Raw genomic sequence first — 22,515 nt, forward strand, 5'->3', positions numbered from 1 at the left:
AAACTTCAAAAAAGAACAAGCTATTGATTTCAATCACAATTTTCGACTGTTGATAAACCCTGTCGATTCTGAGGAGCGAAAACGCCCGGAATCGCACCGCGAATCTTTGATCAAACGGTCAAATTCCTTCCGGATCGCTACACGACATCAAACACCGCCGTTTTGTCTCGGAACGATGCGAGCGCTGCCTTAGCCGAAGGACGTCTCGTTCCCCTATATAGGGAGCACTCAACGAGCCCAGTATCCACCCCGGATCTGTGCGAACTTGCTCTCCGCAGAGACCACAAATGTGCGGTGCCTTGCCCTCCCATGGACTCTTACCGTACTTGCGAGATGTTCGCCGTGCCCGACACAACGACCATATGGCCGGCATATCGATCATTCTCGTGCGCTCCGAACGATACGGACGGTAGCGCGTGACACCATCATCGAAACCGGGGCGGAGGCCCAGACGTGACGACACATCTTCCGGTTCGCGAGGTCCTGCCTCAATTGGCGCACGCACTCGCCGCAGGGCCGTCGGCGGTGCTCTCGGCACCGCCCGGCGCCGGCAAGACGACGCTTGTCCCTCTCTTCCTGCTCGACCAGGACTGGGCAAAGGGCGGCAAGATCATTCTCTTGGAACCGCGGCGGCTGGCAGCGCGGGCAGCGGCCGGGCGCATGGCGGAGCTCCTCCATGAGAAGGTCGGCGAAACCGTCGGCTATCGCATGCGTCTCGACAACCGCATCTCTGCCAGGACGCGCATCGAGGTCGTGACCGAAGGCGTGTTCGCCCGCATGATCCTCGACGACCCGGAACTCAAGGGCGTCGCGGCCGTGCTATTCGACGAATTCCACGAACGTTCGCTCGACGCGGACTTCGGCCTCGCGCTGGCACTCGACGTACAGGCGGCGCTGCGCGACGACCTCAAGATCATCGTCATGTCGGCGACACTCGATGTCGGGCGGGTCTCAAGTCTGCTTGGCGGCGCCCCCGTCATTGAAAGCCAGGGCCGCAGCTATCCGATCGACATCCGCTACCAGGATCGCGGCGGCGAGAGCGTCGAAGATGCCATGGTGCGCGCCATTGCTGAAGCGCACCGCACGGAAGAGGGATCCATCCTCGCCTTCCTGCCCGGCCAGGCCGAGATCGCCCGTGTCGCCGCGCGGCTCCAGGATCGCTTCGAGGCAAACACGGCCATTGTGCCGCTCTACGGCAACCTGACCCAGAAGGAGCAGGATGCGGCGATCCGCCCGGCGCCCAAGGGCACGCGTAAGATCGTGCTTGCCACCTCGATCGCCGAGACCTCGATCACCATCGACGGCGTGCGCATCATCGTCGACAGCGGCCTGCAGCGGCTGCCGGTCTTTGAAGCGGCGACCGGGATCACCCGGCTGGAGACGGTGCGGGTCTCGCGCGCCTCTGCAGATCAGCGCGCCGGCCGTGCCGGACGAACCGAGCCCGGCATCGCAATCCGCCTCTGGCACAGCGGCCAGACCGCAGCACTTGCCGCCTTCACGCCACCGCAGATCCTTGCGAGCGACCTTTCCGCCCTGCTGCTCGATTGCGCCCATTGGGGCGTCAGCGATCCGACCACCCTCGCCTTCATCGACTCACCGCCCGAAACGACGCTGACCGAGGCCAGGAAATTGCTGGCATCGCTCGGCGCGCTCGACCAAGCCGGTGCGTTGACGTCGAAAGGTCGCAAGATCCGCGACCTGGCTTTACCGCCGCGTCTCGCAGCAATGGCCGTTGCCGCCGCCGAAGAGGGCCAGGCCGAGGCCGCGTGTCTGCTCGCAGTCATGCTCACCGAACAGGGGCTCGGCGGTACCAGCATCGATCTCGAAGATCGGCTTCGCCGCTTCCGCCAGGAGCGTGGCGACCGCGCCGAGGCCGCGCGCCATCTGGCGCGCCGCATGGCGACGGAGCTGAAAGGCGCGCCGAAATCGAACGAACCGGTCCAGCCGGGCGCGCTGCTGATGCATGCCTTCCCCGATCGCATCGCGCTTCAGCGTGGTGGCCGCGGACGATTCGTGATGGCGAACGGACGCGGCGCGGAGATCCCGGAGACGGAGCGGCTTGCGGCCGCCTCGATGCTTGTCATCGCTGACCTCACGGGACGGGCCGGCGGTCAGCGGGTGCTCGCTGCCGCCGAACTCTCGCGCGCCGAGGTCGAAGAGCATATGCCCGAAGCGATTACCCGCGAAGACCAGAGCTTCTTCGACAGGCAAAGCCGGCAGGTGCGCGCGCGCCGCGTGACCAGGCTCGGCGCGATCAACTTCGAGGAGGCGCCGCTTGCCAGGCCAACCGGCGAAGCCGCTGCGCGCGCACTTGCCGATGGCGTGCGCCAGCTCGGCCTCGCTGTCCTGCCGTTCTCGAAGGAGGCAATGCAGATGCGCGACCGCATCGGCTTCCTCAACCGCTCGATCGGCGAGCCCTGGCCGGATGTCTCCGATCAGGCGCTGCTCGACCATCTCGACGACTGGTTCGTGCCGTTCCAGCATGGTGTGACCGCCATCACAGACGTCAAGGCGGCCAACCTTTCGGACGGGCTGCTCTCCCTCATTCCGCACGAGCGGCAGCGGGAACTCGGCAGGCTCGCCCCGACGCATTTCGAGGCGCCGACCGGGCAAAGACACCCAATTCACTACGACGGCGACGAGCCGCTACTGTCGATCCGCGTGCAGGAGCTCTTCGGCCTCAAGACCCATCCGGCGATCGGCGACGGACGCCTGCCGCTGCTGCTTGAACTGATCTCGCCCGGCCATCGCCCGATCCAGACCACGCGGGACCTGCCCGGCTTCTGGGCGGGCTCCTGGCGGGACGTGCGCGCCGACATGCGCGGGCGCTATCCGAAACACCCCTGGCCCGAGGATCCGGCCAATGCGGCGCCGACGACACGAGCGAAGCCGCGTGGTACATGAGACGAAAGCCCCGATGACTGGAATGCAGATACGAATGACCACAGTTGCGCTCGAACACAACAACGACCAGACCAGCAACCGCAGCCTGCGCCTGCAGACGCTCGTGCGACTGCGCTGGCTGGCGGTCGGCGGCCAGTCGATCGCCGTTCTCACCACCGCCTTCTGGCTGCAGTTTCCGCTGCCGCTGATTTCCTGCCTGGTGCTGATTGCCAGCCTGGCGCTGGTCAACGCCTATGTGACGCTGCGCTATCCGCCGACCCACCGGCTGCAGCCGCCTGCCGCTTTCGCGCTTCTCGGTCTCGATCTCGCGCAGATCACCGGCCTCTTGTTCATCACCGGCGGGCTTACCAATCCCTTCGCGCCGCTTCTCTGCGTTCCCGTCATCATCTCGTCGGCGTCGCAGCCGAAGTCGCACAGCGTCATCCTTGCCGGCCTGGCGGTGATCGCCATCACCGCGCTTGCCTTTTCTCCCTTTCCACTGCCCTGGTATCCGGGCACGGTTCTCCTGATGCCGCGGGTTTTGACCGCCGGCATCTGGTTTGCGATCGTCTCGATGACCGCATTTGCCGCCTTCTACACCTACCGCGTTTCGCTGGAAGCGAGCGAGCTGTCGGAGGCGCTGACGGCGACCGAACTCGTGCTGCAGCGGGAAAAGCACCTGTCGCAGCTCGATGGACTGGCGGCCGCGGCCGCTCACGAACTCGGCACGCCGCTCGCGACGATCAGTGTCGTCGCCAAGGAAATGGAGCGCGAACTCGGCAACGATCCGCGCTTCGGCGAGGACGTGCATCTCTTACGCAGCCAGAGCGAACGCTGCCGCGATATCCTCAAGCGGCTGACGACGCTCTCCTCGGAGAGCGAGGAGCACATGCGGCTCTTGCCGCTGTCGTCGCTCATTGAAGAGGTGATGGCGCCGCACCGCGAGTTCGGCATCCACATCAACCTCGTCGAGAAAGGCGACCGCGCCACCGAGCCGGTCGGCAACCGCAATGCCGGCATTCTTTATGGGCTCGGCAACCTGCTCGAAAATGCGGTCGACTATGCGAAGAAGGAAGTGGCCGTGACGGTCGAGCACACCGCGGACCGCGTGAAAGTGACGATCGAGGACGATGGCGACGGCTTCGCCCCGGATATCCTGCAGCGCATCGGCGAACCCTATGTGACGCGGCGGCAGAAGGACGACAGCGCCGGTGGCCTCGGGCTCGGCCTCTTCATCGCAAAAACCCTGCTCGAACGTTCGGGCGCGCGCCTGCGCTTCGAAAACGGCGGACCGGACAGGCCAGGCGCCCGGGTCAGCGTCGAATGGCCGCGCGCCCTGATGGATACGAAACTGGCGAAATGACATTTCGCAGTTTATTGAACGAGACCAGAAGAAACCTATAATCTCGGCGAAAGCGCAGGTTTTCGCTCAAGGATTCCAGAATGACCGACAAATCGACAGCTTCGCCCAGCACGCCCGCACAGGACGCCGAACTGATCGGACCGGACCGCACCTTGCTGCTCGTCGACGACGACGCACCCTTCCTCAGGCGCCTTGCCCGCGCCATGGAAGCCCGCGGCTTTTCAGTCGACATTGCCGAATCGGTCGCTGAAGGCATTGCCAAGGCCAAGGGCAATCCGCCGAAATATGCCGTCATCGACCTTCGGCTCGGCGATGGCAGCGGTCTCGACGTGATCGAGGCGATCCGAGGGCGACGCGACGATACCCGTATGATCATGCTGACCGGCTACGGCAATATTGCCACCGCCGTGAACGCGGTGAAGCTCGGCGCGGTCGACTATCTCGCCAAACCGGCCGATGCCGACGATATCTTCGCAGCGCTCGTTCAGCGCCAGGGCGAACGGGTCGAGCCGCCGGAAAACCCGATGTCGGCCGATCGCGTCCGCTGGGAGCATATCCAACGCGTCTATGAGATGTGCGAGCGCAATGTTTCGGAAACGGCGCGGCGACTCAACATGCATCGCCGCACCTTGCAACGTATTCTCGCGAAGCGCGCGCCGAAATAAGCGAACCGTTTTTCATAACCAGAGCAATTCCGGCTGGAAAACGGCTTTAGACCTTTCCTGAATTGTTTTTGGGTTTAGCCGCTGTCGCGCCCACCGGAGAGGATATCCCCGATCGAATCGCCGAGTTCGCCGTTGCGTTCGGCTGCCCACTCGGCGAGCATCAGGCGCTGCGCCGCCGTGCGGGCAAAAAGCTGCAGCACCGCCTTGCGCGTCGCCGGCGGCAGTTTGTGTTCGGGCGCCTCGCGAACGATGTGTCCCTCATAACCATCGGAAAGCAGCAGGCCGCACTCCTCCGGAAAGATGTCCAGCGGCACGCCGGCATGGGTTGCGAAGAACAGCCGGTCGCAATGCTGCCGGTAATCCGGCCATTTGCGGTCGACGCGAAAGTCCTCGATCGAGGTCTTGATCTCGACAATCCAGATCTCGCCCTTGACCGACAGCGATATGAGATCGGCCCGCCTCCCGCTCGAAAGCGTCAGTTCCGGCAACACAGAATGGCGCAGTTCGGCGAAAAGCCGCTGCACGCCACGGCGCACCATCATCGCGCGATTCGACTGGCGGCCGTCGATCAGCGGGTTGTCGCCATGGATGGAGAGGATGGTCATGCGTCCGGACTCCCTTTGGGCCGGTCATTTTGTTGCAAAAAAACAAGGGTCATGGAATTTGCACTTTCCAGCCAAATTGTGGCCGCGCAATCTCTTGCATAGCACAAACTAATCGAAAATAACCGTAGTCACTGACGGTCGCGGCGACCCAGTTTTTACTTCGCTTCTTTTTAAGAGAATCCCATGCGCTTCCGCAATGCCTTCCTCTTGTGCGGCCTCGCGGCGACACTCGCTGTTGCCGGCTGCTCGACGACATCGTCCAAGCCCGAAACGGCTGCGAACGAACCCGCTCCCGTGGCGCAAACGGTCGCTACGAATCAGATTTTCAACGGCGATTATGGCGCAGTTGAGGATCACGGTTACGCGTTGCCCGCCATTCCGATCAACAAGGTCGATACCCGGTTCCATCGCCAGATCGTCGACTACACCACCAGCGAGCGCCCGGGCACGATCGTCGTCAACACGCCGAATCGTTTCCTCTATTACGTGCTGCCCGGCGGTAAGGCCGTGCGTTACGGCATCGGCGTCGGCAAGGCCGGCTTTGCATGGGAAGGTGAAGCCTACGTCGCCTGGAAGCAGGAATGGCCGATGTGGCACCCGCCGAAGGAAATGGCCGAGCGCAAGCCGGAAGTCGCCAAGTATGTCGAGGAAGGCATGGGCCCCGGCCTCAAGAACCCGCTCGGCGCCCGCGCACTCTATCTCTTCAACGACGAAGGCAAGGACACGCTGTTCCGTCTGCATGGCACGCCGGAATGGTCGTCGATCGGCACCGCCGCTTCGTCCGGCTGCATCCGCCTGATCAACCAGGACATCATCGATCTCTATTCGCGCGTTCGCCCCGGCAAGAACGCCCGCGTCGTCGTCCAGCAGTAACCGGACTGCATCAACGCATCCGAAGCCGCCGACACCAGTCGGCGGTTTTTTTGCGTCGATACTCAACCACCATTTGCCGGCGATGCGATGCTGCAACGAAGCGCTTCAACCACGCACAGTTGCCGTTGGAAAACACCCTCAAATCAGGGTCGCGAAAACCGGCTGCGTGACGCGGAAAAGTTCAATTTCGACTTAAATTCAGTCGCTTATTAAGTAAGCGTTATCTAAATAAAAGAAACAGTGTGCCCAGAAATTCCGCTCGGGAGGGACTGGCATGCTGATCAAGACCAAGCTCATCGGCGCGATTGCGCTTCTGTCATCCATAACCATCGGCATCGCCATTCACAGCCAAAGCACGCTGTCGGAAACCAGCGACATGATGGACACGGTCTATGCCGATCGCATCGTACCGCTGAAGAACCTCAAGGCGACTTCCGATGCCTTTGCAGTCTCGATCGTCGATGCGGCACACAAGGTCCGCAACGGCAACGAATCGATGGAAAGCGGGCTTGCCTCGGTCAATGCCGCGCGGGAAGCCATCACGACCAACTGGGATGCCTATGCGGCAACCTCGATGATCGATGAGGAACGGCGGCTCGTCGACAATGCGCGGAGCCAGATGATCGTTGCGATGGATTCGATCACGGCGCTGACGCAAATCCTCTCAGCCAAGGACCAGAAGGCACTCGATGCTTTCGTGCGCGACAAGCTCTACGCGACGATCGATCCGCTGACGGCGACGATTTCCGAGATCTCGGACCTGCAAGTCGAACTTTCCGGCACGGCCTTTGAAGCCAAGCATCGCGAGTTCGAAACGGAGCAGACGCTCAGCATTGCCATCATCGTTCTCGTCATGGCGCTTGCCGGCGGCACCTTCCTTGTCGTGCTGCGCGGCGTCGTCGGACCGCTCGGCCGCCAGATCGCCGCCATGCGCCGGCTGATCGACGGCCACGTCGAAGATGCCGACGAGCCGGTGAACGGCAAGGACGAGATCGCCGACATGGCCCGTGCCATCCAGTCCTTCCGGGAGGCCGCGCGATCGAATCTGCGGCTGCAGGCGGAGGCCGAGGAGACTCGCCGCACCGGCGAAGCCGAGCGCGTTCGCGTGCAGAGACAGGCGGAACAGGACGCACAGCAGCGGCTGACGCAAGCGACCGCCGGACTTGCCGGCGGGCTGCAGCGGCTTGCCAATGGCGATCTCGCCGTTCGGCTGCACGAGCCCTTCGCCGCCGAGTTCGAACAGCTGCGGCATGACCTCAACAAGGCCGCAGGACAGTTGAACGACGCGCTGCTGGCCGTCGCCGACAGCGCCGGCAACATCGGCATGGGCACGCGCGAGATCAGCCAGAGCGCCGACGATCTCTCCAAGCGGACGGAACAGCAGGCTGCGGCGCTCGAGGAGACAGCCGCCGCGCTCGACCAGATCACCGCCAATGTCAGCAATTCTTCGAGACGGACGGAGGAGGCGCGCGACGTCGCCGGCGAGGCGAAGACCAGTGCGGCCCAGTCGGCCGTCGTCGTCGCCAATGCCGTCGAGGCGATGCGGCGGATCGAAGAATCCTCCAGCCAGATTTCCAGCATCATCGGCGTCATTGACGAGATCGCCTTCCAGACGAACCTGCTGGCGCTGAACGCAGGCGTCGAAGCGGCGCGGGCCGGCGAAGCGGGCAAGGGCTTTGCCGTGGTCGCCCAGGAAGTGCGCGAACTTGCCCAACGCTCGGCCAAGGCCGCGAAAGAAATCAAGGATCTCATCCGCACGTCTAGCCAGGAGGTCGAAAACGGCGTGCGCCTGGTGCGCGACACCGGCGAGGCGCTCCAGACGATCGAGGCGCATGTGATCACCATCAACGAACATATGGCCGCGATCGCCACGTCCGCCCGCGAACAGTCCGTGGGTCTCAGCGAGGTCAACACGGCCGTCAACCAGATGGATCAGGTGACGCAGAGGAACGCGGCGATGGTCGAGGAAGCCAACGCCGCCTCCGCCACCCTGGCGCAGGAGGGCACCAATCTGCGTGACCTGATTGGACGCTTCATCCTCGCCGGCGAGACGCAGGCAAAGGGCGGATCGAGGCCTCCTGCCCCGGCAGCCGTTGCGACTGCAACCCGCGACCAGGGGCGGACTGTTGCCCAGGCAACCCGGAGACCAGCGGTCTATGCGACACAGGGCAACGCCGCACTCGCCACAGACGGCTGGGCCGAATTTTAGATCGCTCGGAATGCCAGGCGACCATGTGACTGCATGAAGAGCCTGAAACGACAGAGCCGTGCGTTCAGACGAACACACGGCTCTGCACCAATATTTGGGCGTCAGCGATGAATCAGGCGGCGTTCAGCGCCTTCAGCTCCAGCCGGCGGCGGTGAAGGACCGGCTCGGTGTAGCCGTTCGGCTGCTCGCGGCCCTTGAGAACCAGATCAAGCGCTGCCTGGAAGGCGATCGAGCCGTCGAAATTGCCGGCCATCGCGACATAGAGCGGATCGTCGGCATTCTGGCCGTCGACGACGGCCGCCATGCGCTTCATGGTCTCGACGACCTGAGCTTCTGTGACGACGCCGTGGTGCAGCCAGTTGGCCATGTGCTGGGCTGAGATGCGCAGCGTTGCGCGGTCTTCCATCAGGCCGATATTGTTGATGTCCGGAACCTTCGAGCAACCGACGCCCTGATCGACCCAGCGCACGACGTAGCCGAGAATGCCTTGAGCGTTGTTGTCGAGTTCGCGCTGGATTTCCTCCGGCGTCCAGTTCGGACGGACCGCAACCGGCACCGACAGAATGTCGGAGAGCTTGGCGCGGGTGCGGCTCTTCAGGCTTGCCTGGACCTCGGCGACATTGACGCGGTGGTAATGCGTCGCATGCAACGTCGCGGCCGTCGGCGACGGAACCCAGGCGGTGTTGGCGCCGGCCTTCGGATGGGCGATCTTCTGTTCGAGCATCGCCGCCATGAGGTCGGGCATGGCCCACATGCCCTTGCCGATCTGGGCATGGCCGGAAAGACCGCATTCGAGGCCGATATCGACGTTCCAGTTTTCATAAGCCGCGATCCAGGCGGCCTGCTTCATGTCGCCCTTGCGGATCATCGGTCCGGCTTCCATCGAGGTATGGATCTCGTCGCCGGTGCGATCGAGGAAGCCGGTGTTAATGAAGACGACGCGCTCACGGGCAGCGCGGATGCATTCCTTGAGGTTGACCGTGGTGAGGCGCTCCTCGTCCATGATGCCCATCTTCATGGTGTTGGCGGGCATGCCGAGTGCCTTTTCTACGCGCGCGAAGATCTCGCAGGCGAAGGCGACTTCCTCGGGTCCGTGCATCTTCGGCTTGACGACATACATCGACCCCTCGCGGGAGTTCATGCGGCGGCCACCCTCGCCAATGTCGTGCAGGGCGATCAGCGCCGTCACCATGGCATCCATGATACCCTCAGGCACTTCCTTACCGTCGCGATCAAGGATAGCCGGATTCGTCATGAGGTGGCCGACATTGCGCACCAGCATCAGCGACCGGCCGGGAAGAGATAGCGAGCCACCGGCCGCAGCCGTGTAGACGCGGTCGGCATTCAAACGACGGGTGAAATTCTTGCCGCCCTTGGCGACTTCCTCCTCGAGGTCGCCCTTCATCAGGCCGAGCCAGTTGCTGTAGACAACGACCTTATCCTCAGCGTCGACAGCGGCCACCGAATCTTCGCAATCCATGATCGTGGTGATCGCCGATTCGAGGATAACGTCGGAAATGCCTGCCGGATCTTCCTCGCCAATCGGCGTGGAGGCGTCGAGAACGACGATCGCGTGCAGATTGTTGTGCCGGAGAACGATTTCCGCGCGCGCACCTTCCGAATGCCCCGCAAACTGGCCGGCGTTGCGCAGCGTCGTGCTCGAGCCATCCTTGAGGCCGATCTCGAGCGCGCCACCCGCAACCTTGAGCGAGGTAACGTCGGCCCAGTTACCCTTCGCCAGCGGCGCGCTGGTATCGAGGAAGTCGCGGGCCCAGGCGATGACCTTGGCGCCGCGCTTTGGATTGTAGCCACGGCCCTTCTCGGCGCCATCGGCGTCCGAAATCGCGTCCGTGCCATAGAGCGCATCATAGAGCGAACCCCAGCGCGCATTGGCAGCGTTTAACGCATAGCGCGCATTCATGACCGGGACGACGAGCTGCGGACCGGCGATCGTCGCGATTTCCGGATCGACATTGGCGGTCGAAACGCTGAAGTCGCCGCCTTCCGGCAGCAGGTAGCCGATATCGCGGAGAAAGGCCTGATAGGTCTCGATGTCGCTGGGGGCGCCATTCTGCTTGTACCAGGCGTCGAGCTTGGCCTGGAGATCGTCGCGCTTGGAAAGCAGCGCCCGGTTCTTCGGCGCCAGGTCGTGCACGAGGGCCGAAAACTGCTCGAAGAAATGTTCCGCATCGATGCCGGTACCCGGCATCGCCTCTTCCACCAGGAAGCGATGGAGACCCGCATCTATCTTCAACCCAAACTTCTCAATGCGGTCCATCTGCCAACTCCTTGAAATAGACGTAAGGAGCGTCACCGATCCGGACGGATGCGATGAAAACGCCCCAACATGTTGATCTTGCGCCTGAAGCCGATCTCGGACCAGCCCATGCGCAACGCGCGCGTGAAACGGCCGCAGTTTCTCACCAATTCATTCCCTGTCAATTCTGCAAGGATGCGAAGAATTGTTTCCGAAATGGAAAAGATCAGTCGTGGGCAATGCGCGGTCGACCGCTGGCGGACGCGATGAACCGGGCCTCGATCAGCTTGCGGCTGCCTTCGACTTCCGGCGCATCGATTTCCTCGCGCAGCATCGAAGCGGGATCGTCCGCTCCATTGGTGCGTGCCGTTTCCAGCGCAACGGCTTCGGCCCGCCGGCGGGCGGCGCTGAAAGCCTGTTCCTGGTCGAAAAACCGTTCGCTGGCCCCGGCGCCGTTGACGACGAAGATGCCTTCCTCCGGCATCGTCACGAAAACCGTGACCGTAGCGCTGACCTGGCCGACCACGGCGCCAACGGCATTGGCGACGCCGGCCTCTTCGGGAATGGCGGCTTCCGTTCCCAGCATCTCGGCGATATCAGGGTAATAAACCGGCGCCGAAGCGCCGAGACCGACGAGCGGACGGTCGAGGCCAAGCGAGAAGCGGACGATGCCCTGCGTGCGGGTAAGCGCACGGTCGACGGCCTGCGAAACGGCTGGATCGATGGCGCCGGCGCCATCTTCACCGAGACAGGCCTGCAGGATGACTTCCGAGGATTGCCGCGTCAGCCGGTCGACGATCATCTGCGCCATGGCTTCCGGCGAGGACGCGATCGGCTGTCCGGAGCCGTCGCGGGTGCGGGCAGCGAGCTGAATGCCAAGCTGCGCCGCCTCAAAGTTCCATTGCGATTGCCGGCCGAGCACATGCATGGCGTCCGACGGCGTCAGGCCACAGATATGCACGAGCCCGCGCCCCACCAGACGATCGAGCGTCGCCTTCTGCGGGGTCGAGACCAACAGGGTCTCCAACGCCAGCGGAACCGCACCGATGCGCTCATAGAGCGCCTGCTCCTGCGGCTGCAGACCGCTGGCGAGGTGATCCGGCAGACCGGTGCGGACGGCGAAGCGTCCATTGTTGCGCCCGGTATGCTGGGCGCGCATCTGCTTTTCCAACACAGAAATGACGGCGTCGCCATAGAGGGCGGCCGCGAGGCTGAGCGGCATCAGCCGGCGCGGCCCGAGATCGATCTTCGCTTTCAGACCGCGATCGTTGATGCGCACTTCCGAATCGCCACCGAGGCCGTAGGTCCGCATCGCCACCGCCTCGACCATGGTGCGGAAGCCGCCGACGACGGCGCCTTCGGCATCGAGCCGCGGACGCCCGCCCTCGAGTACCGCGACGTCGGTCGTGGTGCCGCCGATGTCGGAGACCACCGCATTGTCGAGGCCGGTCAGATGCCGCGCGCCGACAAGGCTTGCGGCCGGACCGGAGAGGATCGTCTCGATCGGACGCAGCCGCGCCTCCTCCGCCGAGATCAGGGCGCCGTCACCGCGCACCACCATCATCGGTACGTCGATGCCGCGAGCCTTCAGGAAGCCTTCACAGGAGCCGATCAGCCGGTCGATCATCGACACCAGCCGGGCATTGAGCAGGGTCGTCAAGGCACGGCGCGGGCCGCCGAGCTTCGAGGACAGTTCATGGCTGCAGGTCACCGGCAAATGCGAGACTTCGCGAATACGGTCGCGGACGCGCTTTTCATGATCCGGATTGCGGACGGCGAAATAGCCGGCAATGGCAAAGGAGGAAACCTGTCCGGCAAGCACCGGCAGCGCGGCGTCGAGTTCGCTCATGTCGAGCGGAGTTTCGCCGCCATGCACATTATGGCCACCGGGCAGGAAGATCACCGGATCGGATCCGAGCGCCTCCAGCAGGCCGTCACGCTTCAGATCGTCAGGGCCGAAGCCGATCATGAGAAGGCCGGCGCGGCCGCCCTGCCCTTCGACGAGCGCATTGGTGGCAAGCGTCGTCGACAGGGAGACCATGCTGATCGCAGAAACCGGCACTTTCGCCTGATCGAGCACCGCTTCGACCGCGCCGGAAATACCGACCGCGAGGTCGTGGCGGGTCGTCAGCGCCTTGGCCTTGGCGACGACCCCTTGCGTTTCCGAGAAGAGAGCGGCGTCGGTATAGGTGCCGCCGGTGTCGATGCCGAGAAGAAAATGAGAGATCAATTCGCGCAGTCCGGAATTCGCGCGGGGCGCTAGGCCCCGGGTTCAAAGGGGATCGATGCGGTGATATGACATATTTCAAGAGAAAACCATCGTGCAGCAGACATCGATGATCAACTGGGCGACACGGATCAAAAGATGGAGACATCTGCGCATGCTCGAAGGCCGCCGTCCGTCTATTTTCGTCTGGCTCCTGTCGGCCGCAGTCCTCTGGCTTCCGCTGAACCTGGCCCAAGCACAGGACGCGGAAGAAGAAGAGTACAAGCCGCAACTGCCCGATGTGGCGATCTACAAGGCGATGCTCGACGCCAACAAGCAGACCGGCTGGGTGCAGTTTCGCGACTATGACGACCGGCAGCTGATCTATTTCACCGCATTGCAGACGATGCATTGCCGGCTATCGGAAATCCGCTATTCGATCAATTCGGACGCGCTCGACCAGCGTTTCCCGCTGGCGAAGTGCAATCCGCAGATCCCGTTCAACCTGCCGGCCGACGAGACGGCCGAGTATGTCTATATCTCATTGCCGGCCGACACGGCGAAGACGCTGACAATCCAGGCGGTGTGGGACGATGGTGCCGGAAGCGAGATCGTTGTCTACAAACCGTGCGATAATGTCGGCGACGCCACCTGTGCCCAGATCAAGACGATCAAGAAACCGTCGAAGATACTGCAGCAGCCGAAGCCGGCCGACTCGCCGGTGCGCTCGGTGCAGTCGCCGATCCCCGGCAAGACCTTCAGCGAACCGACACCCTCATCGGCAACCCGCCCCGCGGTTGAGTAGTGAGCCGCTGCACCGGCCAGGGATTGGTATCCTCGGTCAGGTCGAAGCGGTAGCGATGCATCAGCACGGCGAGCGCGATCACAGCTTCCTGCAGCGCGAAAGTGGCACCGATGCAGACGCGCGGGCCGGCGCCGAAGGGCAGATACTGGTAACGATGCAGCTTCTCGCGGTTTTCCGGGAGAAAACGCTCGGGCATGAACGCGCGGGGCTTATCCCAGTAGAGCACATGCCTGTGCAGCGTCCAGGGCATGATCAGCACCGCAATGCCCTTGGGGATGCGCACCCGCTTTCCGGTGGGCGAAGTCCACTCGTCTTCCTCGATCGCGGCCCGGTTGATCGACGGCGCCGGCGGATAGAGCCGCATCGCCTCCTCGAAGGCGGCAAGGACATGCGGCATCAAGCCGAGCCATTCGACCGGATCGGCACCGCTTTCAATCGCGGCATCGATCTCGGCCTCCATCGTCTCGCGATAGGCCGGCGTATTGGCGATGCAATAGAGCGTCCAGGCGAGCGCGCGGGCGGTTGTCTCGTGCCCGGCGCCGATGAAGGTCAGGATGTTATCCTCGATCTCCGCAGTCGAAAGGCCCTGACTGCCCTCGATCTCCAGCAACAACGTGAGGAAATCCTTGGGCGTACCCTCCGGATCCGCCGCCATCTTGTGACGCCGGAGCGCCATCGTCTCGGAAACGATCGACCGGAAGCGGTTCATCACTTTTCTGCCGCCGATCCGCGTCAGGCGTGGTACCCATTCCGGTGCCAGCAGAATATCCATCGGATCGACACGCCCCATGCGGTGCAGGAGCTCCTCAACGCTCTGCACGAACCCGTCTCTCTCGACGGCAACTTCACCGGAAAACAACGTCTCGGCCAGGATGTCGAAGGTCAGCTCTGTCATGTCGTTGGCGATGTTGGTCGTGTACGGAGCAGTCTTGGCGCCGGCATAGCGCTCGACGAATGCTTCCGAGCTTCGCAACATCTGGCCGGCGAAACCCTTGGCGTGGCGCGGTGTGAACACCGGCGCCATGGCTTTCCGCGAGCGCTTCCAGACCTCGCCTTCGGCCGTCAGCAGACCGTCGCGCAGGATCGGCCTGAGGATCAGCCGGCGAACCTTCGACATTTCGTAGTTGCCGACATTGTCGACGAGGATGTGACGGATGAGCCCGGGGTCGTTGACGATCAGGGTGCGCTGGGTGGCGAACTTCGTCTCGATCCAGGGCAAGGTGTAGGACGGCTCGCCCCACAGTTCGAGCGGATTGCGCAGCACGGTCCTGATGATCTTCAGGTAGGAAGGGATACCCACGCGAGGAACGGGAGCCGGCGGTTCGAAGGGCTCCGGACGCACGTCCATGGTGATTGCCTTTCTCGATTGCGCCAATGATTTCAGGTTTTTACGGCGCAATCAAGGAAAGTGCTTCACGTGAATCACAACAGGCTTTCAAGCTCCGAAAGCTTGTCGTTGACGAGCCACCCGTAATAATTTTCCTCCGGCCATTGCGCCTGTCCGCTCTGGATCTTGGCGGCAAGGGCAGCTGCGCGGCTGTCGGGATTGCCGACATTGTAGAGCGTCGCTGTGATGCCGGGATTGTCGGAAATGTCGAGGCCGGCGATCGACTTGTAGGCGTCGATCGAATGGCGGATCGAGGCCGCCATATAGGCGAGCGACACATCCGGATCCATGATCGCCTCATAGACTCCGGCGGCATTGTTCTCGTCGAGACGGTCATAACCGGACGTCTTTGCGACCATGTCGGTCAGCATCAGCGCCGTCAGCGGGTTGATCTGGCCGAGGCCGAAGGTCTGGCCGGCAAAGAAGGGCTGGAAAAAAACGGCGCTGAAGCGGTTGTTCGGGAACGACTTGCCGCCCACCGACTTGCCGCGGAAGTCGTTGTCCCAGATGCGTTCGCGGCAGCTCCAAAGCGCATATGAGCCCTTCTTGGCGCCGCATTCGGAAAATTGCGGCCGGGCAACGAATTCCGCGACCGTTTCGCCATCATAGCCGAACTGGAAGCTGTTGCCGGCGTAAGCGGCCGCCTTGACGTAATAGGACTGCAGCCGGTCATAGGCGTCGACATTGTAGGTGTGCTCACCGACGATGGCGCCGACCATGTGGATCGGCGCGATGCCATAGGCGCGCGACACGGACTTGATCTTGCTGATCAGCTGCTTGTCGGTCGCCAGCAGATCCCGGACTTTCTCGAACTTGGCATCGAAGGAGGTGCGGCCGGCCTTGGTGCGGCGCACGGAAGCGCCGGGGATACCGGGCTGCTCGACGTTGCGGTTGCCCGGCGGAACGGCGGTCGCCGCGATTGTCTGGCTTGCGGTCAGGCAAAACGTGGCGATAGCGAGCATGCAGGCGGTAAAACGCACGATCTCTTCTTCCTGTGACTGGTGGAGGCTGCCTCGGTCGGCGGGGCGGCTCCTACGCCAAGATCATGTCGGAAAGATGCCCGGGCCACGATCAATTTCCGCGTCCGTGTTAGAAAAAATGCGGGCGCCTGTCGAGAGACAGGCGCCCGGTCTATTCTGGGTTGCGGGCGTTTGCACGCCTCGACGACCGAAATGTCACAGGATGTAGCGCGACAGATCGGTGTTGGCAGCGAGATCGCCGACGTGCTTGCGCACATATTCGGCATCGATCGTCACCGCCTGGCCGGCGCGGTCGGGCGCATTGAACGAGATCTCGTCCAGTACGCGCTCCATGACCGTCTGCAGGCGGCGGGCGCCGATGTTCTCGACACTGGAATTCAGCTGCACCGCGACATCGGCGAGCGCATCGATCGCATCATCGGTGAAATCGAGCTTCACCTCTTCCGTGTCCAAGAGCGCCTTGTACTGGCGGATGAGGCTCGCTTCGGTTTCCGTCAGGATGCGGCGGAAGTCTTCCTTGGTCAGCGCGCGAAGCTCGACGCGGATCGGCAGACGACCCTGCAATTCCGGCAAGAGGTCTGACGGCTTGGACACGTGGAACGCACCGGACGCAATGAAGAGGATGTGGTCGGTCTTGACCGGTCCATACTTCGTCGCAACCGTCGTGCCTTCGACGAGCGGCAACAGGTCGCGCTGCACGCCTTCGCGCGACACGCCGGCGCCCATGCCACCCTCACGCGAGGCGATCTTGTCGATCTCGTCGAGAAAGACGATGCCGTCGTCCTCGGCCGCGCGCATTGCCTCGCGCTGGATCTGCTCGTTGTCGAGCAGTTTGTCCGACTCGTCGTTGATGAGCAGCTCATAGGAGGCCTTGACCGTCGTCTTGACCTTCTTGGTGCGGGCACCCATCGCCTTGCCGAACATTTCCGAGAGGTTCAGCACACCGATATTGGCGCCCGGCATGCCCGGAATTTCGAAACCACCCGGCGCACCGGTCTCGGCGAGGTCGACCTCAATCTCCTTGTCGTCGAGTTCGTTGGCGCGCAGCTTCTTACGGAACGAATCGCGCGTCGCCGGCGAGGCCGTGGCGCCGACCAGTGCATCGAGCACGCGTTCCTCGGCATTCTGGTGCGCCTTTGCCTTGACTTCGACGCGGCGTTTTTCGCGCACGAGGCCGATCCCGACCTCGACGAGGTCACGGATGATCTGTTCGACGTCGCGGCCGACATAGCCGACCTCGGTGAACTTGGTCGCCTCAACCTTGACGAAGGGCGCGCCGGCGAGCTTGGCCAGACGCCTGGAAATCTCGGTCTTGCCGACACCGGTCGGGCCGATCATCAGGATGTTCTTCGGCATGACCTCATCGCGCAGCTCGTCGCCGAGCTGCTGGCGGCGCCAACGGTTGCGTAGCGCAATGGCGACGGCGCGTTTAGCGTCGTTCTGGCCGATGATGAAACGGTCGAGTTCCGACACGATCTCTCTGGGTGAAAACGTACTCATGTAGTCCTCTCAAATTCGGTCCGCGTCAGTTCCATCAGGAGCGTGCGACCGGATACATCTATCCATTCTGCGTAGGGCACGAAGCCGGCCTTGGTGTAGGCGCTGACCGCCCGGCGGTTGCCCGCATCGGGGTCGATCACGATACGGGACGCGCCGGCGGCAAAGAGCCGTTCTGCAAAAGCTCGGAGCGCCAGCGAGGCGACACCCCTGCCCGTCAATTCCGCGGGGCCGACGAAGATATCGATGCCGGGCACATCGGCCGGCAGATCCTTCGCCCAGGGCTCCTCGTCCGGGTACTGAAAAGGCATCCAGGACTGGATGTAGCCAGCCGGCTCGCCGGCCACGTGGAAGATGAAGCCCTCCACCTCTCCGGTCGCGCAGCCTTCGCGGATCAGTTCCACTTCCTTGTCCGGATCGCCCCACCATTGCCGCACATGCGGTTCACTCAGCCAGGCATGCAGCAGCGGCAGATGGTCATCGACCACCGGCGCGAAGCTGACATGCTTGGGCTCATTCGGCATCCAACGTCTCCACCACGATATTGTGGTTGGTATAGACGCAGATGTCACCGGCGATCTGCAGCGCCCGCCGGGCGATATCCTCGGCCGACTTGTCGCTGTCCATCAGGGCGCGCGCTGCGGCAAAGGCGTAGTTGCCGCCCGACCCGATGGCGATCGTGCCATGCTCGGGCTCAAGAACGTCGCCATTGCCGGTGATCGCAAGTGTGATCGACTTGTCGGCAACCAGCATCATCGCTTCGAGATTGCGCAGATACTTGTTGGTGCGCCAGTCCTTGGCAAGTTCGACTGCTGCGCGCATCAGCTGGTCGGGGTACTGTTCGAGCTTGGCCTCGAGCCTTTCGAGCAGCGTGAAGGCGTCGGCGGTCGCGCCGGCAAAACCGGCAATCACGTCGCCCTTCGCGAGGCGGCGTACCTTGCGCGCATTGCTCTTCATCACGGTCTGGCCGAGGCTCACCTGGCCGTCACCGGCCATCACTACCTTGCCATCCTTGCGTACCGTGATGATGGTCGTCGCATGCATCGTTCCGTAGGGATTGTGTTCACTCATGAAGATACCTGTCGGCCCCTGATGCTTGGGGGCGTTTACTTGGGGGCTTTGCGGCTCGTGACACGAGCCTGGTTGCTTGAGGCCTATGTAAGTACGGCAGACACATTTGCAAATGGCAACCGTCCGAGGGCGCAATCTTCGTTCAGGGCCCGGTGTCGGATGATTCGAATCGACGCTCAAGTTCTGGATATTTCAGCATTTGCCTGATAAGGAGCGGCCGAGATCGCAAGCGAGCGCGAGATGAGGAAACCGCACAGACTTTCCTCCCCCCGCACTGGCGCATACAGGAGAGCCCGATGGCAGAAGCCACGTCCAGCCGCACCGCACAGGTTTCGCGTAAAACCAACGAGACCGCGGTGGCCGTATCGGTCAACATCGACGGCACCGGCGTTTCGAAGATTTCGACCGGCGTCGGCTTCTTCGACCATATGCTGGACCAGCTCGCCCGCCATTCGCTCATCGACATGGAGATCAAGACCGACGGCGACCTGCATGTCGACGACCACCATACGGTCGAGGATACCGGGATTGCCATCGGCCAGGCCATCGCCAAGGCGCTCGGCGACCGGCGCGGCATCACCCGTTACGCCTCGCTCGACCTTGCCATGGACGAGACGATGACGCGCGCAGCGGTCGACGTTTCCGGCCGGCCTTTCCTCGTCTGGAACGTTGCCTTCAGCGCACCGAAGATCGGTACCTTCGACACGGAACTCGTGCGCGAATTCTTCCAGGCGCTCGCCCAGCACGCCGGGATCACGCTGCATATCCAGAACATCTACGGCGCCAACAACCATCATATCGCCGAGACCTGCTTCAAGTCCGTCGCCCGCGTGCTCCGCACCGCAACCGAAATCGACCCGCGCCAGGCCGGCCGCGTTCCCTCGACCAAGGGGACCCTTGCCTGAGCGGCTAGAGCGGGATGAGGAAAAGTGTATACGGTTTTCCGCCCGCATCCCGCTCTAACCTATTAGAATCGATCACGTTTATGATTTTGGGTCGAGTCGACCCAAAATCATCGTGATCTAGTCACTGGCTGAACCCATGGCTTCTTACCTGATCCTCACCCCGCCGGGTGCGCGCGCTGACGACGAGCGGACACGCTTCGTTGCTGACGGCTTCTCCTGGGGCGCCTTTCTCTTCCCGGCGCTCTGGCTTCTCTTCAAGCGGCAATGGGCAATCGGAATCGCAGTTGCTGTTCTGCAGATTTCGTTAATCTCCCTGTCGAGTCTCGCAGGCGGTTTCCTGGCGTCGGTGCTGGTGCAGCTCGCGCTGCGGCTGCTCGTCGCCCTGGAAGGGCCGGTTCTGGTGGCACGCAGCCTGACGGCTCGTGACTGGACGCTTCGTTCCATCGTGCCGGCACCGAATCTGGAGACGGCCGAAGAGATCTATTTTACGAGCGTGGCCTCGGGCGAGATAAAGCCCGCCACCCCTTCCCCGGCCGATTGGACCGCGCGCAAGCCCTCAAACGGCGGACCCGGCCTCGGCCTTTTTGATTCCTACGGAGAACGCTGATGCGCGTCGCCATCATCGACTACGGCTCGGGCAACCTGCGCTCAGCCACCAAGGCCTTCGAACGGGCCGCTCGCGAAGCCGGCATTTCAGCCGAGATCGACCTCACCGACAAGCCGGAGCGGGTGGCGAGCGCCGACCGCATCGTGCTTCCGGGTGTAGGTGCCTATGCCGACTGCCGCCGTGGCCTTGCCGCCGTCGACGGTATGGAGCAGGCGCTGACCGAAGCGGTGGAACAGGCCGGACGCCCCTTTCTTGGCATCTGCGTCGGCATGCAGCTGATGTCGTCGCGCGGACTCGAAAAGACCATCACCCACGGCTTCGGCTGGATCCCCGGCGATGTCGTCGAGATGACGCCCACTGATACCGCACTGAAGATCCCGCAGATCGGCTGGAACACGCTCACGCTCAAGCGCGAACATCCGCTGTTTGACGGCATCCGGGTTGGCGACAGTGGCCTGCATGCCTATTTCGTGCATTCGTACCACCTGGCGGCCGAGAACGCAGGCGACGTTGTCGCCGAGGCTGATTACGGCGGTCCGGTCACCGCCTTCGTCGCCAACGGCAACAAGGCCGGCTCGCAGTTCCACCCGGAAAAGAGCCAGGCCCTCGGCCTCGCCCTCATCTCGAATTTCCTGCGCTGGAAGCCCTGAGCTTTCGCATGACTGATTGGACAGACCCATGATCCTTTTTCCCGCGATCGACCTGAAAGACGGGCAATGCGTACGCCTGAAGCTCGGCGACATGGACCAGGCGACGGTTTACAACCCCGACCCGGCAGCCCAGGCCCGCGCCTTTGAGGAACAGGGCTTCGAATGGCTGCACGTGGTGGACCTCAACGGCGCCTTTGCCGGCGAGACGGTCAACGGTGCCGCCGTCGACACCATCCTCAAGGCGACCAGCAATCCGGTGCAGCTCGGCGGCGGCATCCGCACGCTTGACCATATCGAAAACTGGCTGTCGCGCGGCCTTGCCCGCGTCATCCTCGGCACCGTCGCCGTGCGCGATCCGGCACTCGTCATCGAGGCCTGCGCCAAGTTCCCGGGCAAGGTCGCCGTCGGCATTGATGCCAAGGGCGGCAAGGTTGCCGTCGAGGGCTGGGCCGAGGCCTCCGAGCTCGGCGTGATCGAGCTTGCCAAGAAGTTCGAGGGCGCCGGCGTTTCGGCGATCATCTATACCGACATCGACCGCGACGGCATCCTGACCGGCATCAACTGGACCTCGACGCTGGAGCTGGCGGATGCGGTTTCCATTCCGGTCATCGCCTCGGGCGGTCTCGCCTCAATGGACGACATTCGCCGCATGGTCGCGCCGGATGCACGCAAACTCGAAGGCGCCATCTCCGGCCGCGCGCTCTATGACGGCCGAATCGACCCGCAGGAGGCGCTGGACCTGATCCGCGCCGCGAGAAAGGCCTGACCATGACCCTCAAAGCCCGCGTTATCCCCTGCCTCGACGTCAAGGACGGCCGTGTGGTCAAGGGTGTCAACTTCGTCGACCTGATCGACGCCGGCGATCCGGTGGAGGCGGCGCGCGCCTATGATGCTGCCGGCGCCGACGAGCTCTGCTTCCTCGACATCACCGCGTCCTCCGACAATCGCGAGACGATCTTCGACGTCATCGCCCGCACCGCCGAACAGTGCTTCATGCCGCTGACGGTCGGCGGTGGCGTGCGCCAGGTTTCGGATATCCGCAAGCTGCTGCTTGCCGGCGCCGACAAGGTGTCGATCAATACCGCTGCCGTGAAGAACCCTGAATTCGTTGCGGAAGCCGCCGACAAATTCGGCAACCAGTGCATCGTCGTTGCTATCGATGCCAAGAAGGTGTCGAAGGACGGCGAAGCGGACCGCTGGGAGATCTTCACCCATGGCGGACGCCAGCCGACCGGCATCGACGCGATCGAGTTTGCCCGCCGCGTCGTCGATCTCGGCGCCGGCGAGATCCTTTTGACCTCGATGGACCGCGACGGCACGAAGAGCGGCTACGACATCGCGCTCACCCGCGCGGTCGCCGATGCGGTGCGTGCCCCGGTTATTGCTTCGGGTGGCGTCGGAAACCTCGACCACATGGTTGCCGGTATCCGCGACGGTCATGCGACCGCGGTGCTCGCCGCCTCCATCTTCCACTTCGGCACCTATAGCATTGGCGAAACCAAGCGCTATATGGCGGAGCATGGCATCGCCATGCGCCTCGACTGAGCTTCAG

20 protein-coding genes are annotated in these 22,515 nt (G+C 63.1%); 12 read left to right on the forward strand and 8 right to left on the reverse strand.

Going from position 1 to position 22,515, the window contains the following annotated elements:
- From V7S54_RS12140 to V7S54_RS12155, 4 genes are all read left to right on the forward strand, one after another.
- Window positions 1–193 (forward strand): hypothetical protein (locus tag V7S54_RS12140; protein ID WP_336408460.1); only part of this gene is annotated, 193 nt, incomplete at its 5' end.
- Between the two features lie 260 nt (window positions 194–453).
- Window positions 454–2,904, forward strand: a complete 2,451-nt coding sequence (gene hrpB / locus V7S54_RS12145; RefSeq protein WP_065376319.1) for an ATP-dependent helicase HrpB — start codon at window positions 454–456, stop codon at window positions 2,902–2,904.
- Window positions 2,905–2,938: 34 nt separating this feature from the next.
- Window positions 2,939–4,246 carry an ActS/PrrB/RegB family redox-sensitive histidine kinase gene (locus V7S54_RS12150; protein ID WP_065376320.1) on the forward strand — a complete coding sequence of 436 codons (1,308 nt, stop codon included), beginning with the start codon at window positions 2,939–2,941 and terminating at the stop codon, window positions 4,244–4,246.
- A gap of 80 nt (window positions 4,247–4,326) precedes the next feature.
- Entirely contained in the window at window positions 4,327–4,911 is a 585-nt protein-coding gene (locus tag V7S54_RS12155) for an ActR/PrrA/RegA family redox response regulator transcription factor (RefSeq protein WP_057252080.1), read from the forward strand.
- 74 nt (window positions 4,912–4,985) lie between these two features.
- Here V7S54_RS12155 and V7S54_RS12160 read toward each other — a convergent pair whose 3' ends face one another.
- The gene (locus V7S54_RS12160; protein WP_065376321.1) at window positions 4,986–5,516 is read right to left on the reverse strand and encodes an MmcB family DNA repair protein; all 531 of its coding nucleotides are present in this window, start codon (window positions 5,514–5,516) and stop codon (window positions 4,986–4,988) included.
- Between the two features lie 183 nt (window positions 5,517–5,699).
- Between V7S54_RS12160 and V7S54_RS12165 the strand changes: the two genes are divergently transcribed.
- Complete coding sequence (locus V7S54_RS12165; RefSeq protein WP_065376322.1) at window positions 5,700–6,389, forward strand: L,D-transpeptidase; 690 nt, start codon at window positions 5,700–5,702, stop codon at window positions 6,387–6,389.
- A gap of 274 nt (window positions 6,390–6,663) precedes the next feature.
- On the forward strand, window positions 6,664–8,598 hold the full coding sequence (locus tag V7S54_RS12170) for a HAMP domain-containing methyl-accepting chemotaxis protein (RefSeq protein WP_065376323.1): 1,935 nt from the start codon (window positions 6,664–6,666) through the stop codon (window positions 8,596–8,598).
- A gap of 112 nt (window positions 8,599–8,710) precedes the next feature.
- Here the strand turns inward: V7S54_RS12170 and V7S54_RS12175 are convergent, their stop codons facing one another.
- Together V7S54_RS12175 and V7S54_RS12180 are read right to left on the reverse strand one after the other, a co-directional pair.
- Entirely contained in the window at window positions 8,711–10,876 is a 2,166-nt protein-coding gene (locus V7S54_RS12175; RefSeq protein WP_065376324.1) for a malate synthase G, read from the reverse strand.
- A 205-nt stretch (window positions 10,877–11,081) separates the two neighbouring features.
- Window positions 11,082–13,085 (reverse strand): hydantoinase/oxoprolinase N-terminal domain-containing protein, encoded by a 2,004-nt coding sequence (locus V7S54_RS12180; RefSeq protein WP_065376325.1) that lies wholly within the window; start codon window positions 13,083–13,085, stop codon window positions 11,082–11,084.
- Window positions 13,086–13,236: 151 nt separating this feature from the next.
- Here V7S54_RS12180 and V7S54_RS12185 point away from each other — a divergent pair, with 151 nt between their 5' ends.
- On the forward strand, window positions 13,237–13,866 hold the full coding sequence (locus tag V7S54_RS12185) for a hypothetical protein (RefSeq protein ID WP_065376326.1): 630 nt from the start codon (window positions 13,237–13,239) through the stop codon (window positions 13,864–13,866).
- Here the strand turns inward: V7S54_RS12185 and V7S54_RS12190 are convergent.
- The 5 genes from V7S54_RS12190 to hslV all read right to left on the reverse strand — a co-directional run bounded on the left by V7S54_RS12190 (window position 13,820) and on the right by hslV (window position 18,801).
- A complete protein-coding gene (locus V7S54_RS12190) occupies window positions 13,820–15,214 on the reverse strand; it encodes a cytochrome P450 (RefSeq protein WP_065376327.1) in 1,395 nt (464 codons plus the stop codon). The genes V7S54_RS12185 and V7S54_RS12190 overlap by 47 nt on opposite strands.
- Before the next feature lie 74 nt (window positions 15,215–15,288).
- Window positions 15,289–16,233, reverse strand: a complete 945-nt coding sequence (locus V7S54_RS12195) for a DUF1402 family protein (protein ID WP_141679525.1) — start codon at window positions 16,231–16,233, stop codon at window positions 15,289–15,291.
- Window positions 16,234–16,428: 195 nt separating this feature from the next.
- Window positions 16,429–17,733 (reverse strand): ATP-dependent protease ATPase subunit HslU, encoded by a 1,305-nt coding sequence (hslU, locus tag V7S54_RS12200; protein ID WP_065376329.1) that lies wholly within the window; start codon window positions 17,731–17,733, stop codon window positions 16,429–16,431.
- On the reverse strand, window positions 17,730–18,254 hold the full coding sequence (locus tag V7S54_RS12205; RefSeq protein ID WP_058321588.1) for a GNAT family N-acetyltransferase: 525 nt from the start codon (window positions 18,252–18,254) through the stop codon (window positions 17,730–17,732). Before V7S54_RS12205 ends, hslU begins: the two co-directional genes overlap by 4 nt.
- Window positions 18,244–18,801, reverse strand: coding sequence for an ATP-dependent protease subunit HslV (hslV, locus tag V7S54_RS12210; RefSeq protein ID WP_057252069.1), 558 nt, complete (start codon window positions 18,799–18,801; stop codon window positions 18,244–18,246). Before hslV ends, V7S54_RS12205 begins: the two co-directional genes overlap by 11 nt.
- A 296-nt stretch (window positions 18,802–19,097) precedes the next feature.
- On the opposite strand from hslV, the gene hisB reads away from it, so the two are divergent.
- The 5 genes from hisB (at window position 19,098) to hisF (ending at window position 22,508) form a co-directional block, all read left to right on the forward strand.
- Entirely contained in the window at window positions 19,098–19,706 is a 609-nt protein-coding gene (gene hisB, locus V7S54_RS12215) for an imidazoleglycerol-phosphate dehydratase HisB (protein WP_065376330.1), read from the forward strand.
- Between the two features lie 136 nt (window positions 19,707–19,842).
- A complete protein-coding gene (locus V7S54_RS12220; protein WP_065376331.1) occupies window positions 19,843–20,313 on the forward strand; it encodes a DUF2628 domain-containing protein in 471 nt (156 codons plus the stop codon).
- Window positions 20,313–20,963, forward strand: a complete 651-nt coding sequence (gene hisH, locus V7S54_RS12225) for an imidazole glycerol phosphate synthase subunit HisH (protein WP_065376332.1) — start codon at window positions 20,313–20,315, stop codon at window positions 20,961–20,963. The genes V7S54_RS12220 and hisH overlap by 1 nt, the downstream gene beginning before the upstream one ends.
- Window positions 20,964–20,991: 28 nt before the next feature.
- Complete coding sequence (gene hisA / locus V7S54_RS12230; protein WP_065376333.1) at window positions 20,992–21,729, forward strand: 1-(5-phosphoribosyl)-5-[(5-phosphoribosylamino)methylideneamino]imidazole-4-carboxamide isomerase; 738 nt, start codon at window positions 20,992–20,994, stop codon at window positions 21,727–21,729.
- A 2-nt stretch (window positions 21,730–21,731) separates the two neighbouring features.
- On the forward strand, window positions 21,732–22,508 hold the full coding sequence (gene hisF, locus V7S54_RS12235; protein ID WP_065376334.1) for an imidazole glycerol phosphate synthase subunit HisF: 777 nt from the start codon (window positions 21,732–21,734) through the stop codon (window positions 22,506–22,508).
- Window positions 22,509–22,515 lie beyond the last annotated feature (7 nt).

Source organism: Ensifer sp. CCNWLY38 (assembly GCF_037120565.1).
GTDB classification, from domain to species: Bacteria; Pseudomonadota; Alphaproteobacteria; order Rhizobiales; family Rhizobiaceae; genus Ensifer; species Ensifer adhaerens_H.

What these genes read in the sequence shown, in the direction of transcription:
- V7S54_RS12155 (WP_057252080.1), top strand. Translation starts at nt 4,327, where the DNA reads ATGACCGACAAATCGACAGCTTCGCCCAGCACGCCCGCACAGGACGCC.
- hisA (WP_065376333.1), top strand. Translation starts at nt 20,992, where the DNA reads ATGATCCTTTTTCCCGCGATCGACCTGAAAGACGGGCAATGCGTACGC.
- V7S54_RS12160 (WP_065376321.1), bottom strand. Translation starts at nt 5,516, where the DNA reads ATGACCATCCTCTCCATCCATGGCGACAACCCGCTGATCGACGGCCGC.
- V7S54_RS12170 (WP_065376323.1), top strand. Translation starts at nt 6,664, where the DNA reads ATGCTGATCAAGACCAAGCTCATCGGCGCGATTGCGCTTCTGTCATCC.
- V7S54_RS12185 (WP_065376326.1), top strand. Translation starts at nt 13,237, where the DNA reads ATGCTCGAAGGCCGCCGTCCGTCTATTTTCGTCTGGCTCCTGTCGGCC.
- hisB (WP_065376330.1), top strand. Translation starts at nt 19,098, where the DNA reads ATGGCAGAAGCCACGTCCAGCCGCACCGCACAGGTTTCGCGTAAAACC.
- V7S54_RS12165 (WP_065376322.1), top strand. Translation starts at nt 5,700, where the DNA reads ATGCGCTTCCGCAATGCCTTCCTCTTGTGCGGCCTCGCGGCGACACTC.
- hisF (WP_065376334.1), top strand. Translation starts at nt 21,732, where the DNA reads ATGACCCTCAAAGCCCGCGTTATCCCCTGCCTCGACGTCAAGGACGGC.
- V7S54_RS12205 (WP_058321588.1), bottom strand. Translation starts at nt 18,254, where the DNA reads ATGCCGAATGAGCCCAAGCATGTCAGCTTCGCGCCGGTGGTCGATGAC.
- hslV (WP_057252069.1), bottom strand. Translation starts at nt 18,801, where the DNA reads ATGAGTGAACACAATCCCTACGGAACGATGCATGCGACGACCATCATC.
- V7S54_RS12150 (WP_065376320.1), top strand. Translation starts at nt 2,939, where the DNA reads ATGACCACAGTTGCGCTCGAACACAACAACGACCAGACCAGCAACCGC.
- hisH (WP_065376332.1), top strand. Translation starts at nt 20,313, where the DNA reads ATGCGCGTCGCCATCATCGACTACGGCTCGGGCAACCTGCGCTCAGCC.
- V7S54_RS12190 (WP_065376327.1), bottom strand. Translation starts at nt 15,214, where the DNA reads ATGGACGTGCGTCCGGAGCCCTTCGAACCGCCGGCTCCCGTTCCTCGC.
- hslU (WP_065376329.1), bottom strand. Translation starts at nt 17,733, where the DNA reads ATGAGTACGTTTTCACCCAGAGAGATCGTGTCGGAACTCGACCGTTTC.
- V7S54_RS12220 (WP_065376331.1), top strand. Translation starts at nt 19,843, where the DNA reads ATGGCTTCTTACCTGATCCTCACCCCGCCGGGTGCGCGCGCTGACGAC.
- V7S54_RS12175 (WP_065376324.1), bottom strand. Translation starts at nt 10,876, where the DNA reads ATGGACCGCATTGAGAAGTTTGGGTTGAAGATAGATGCGGGTCTCCAT.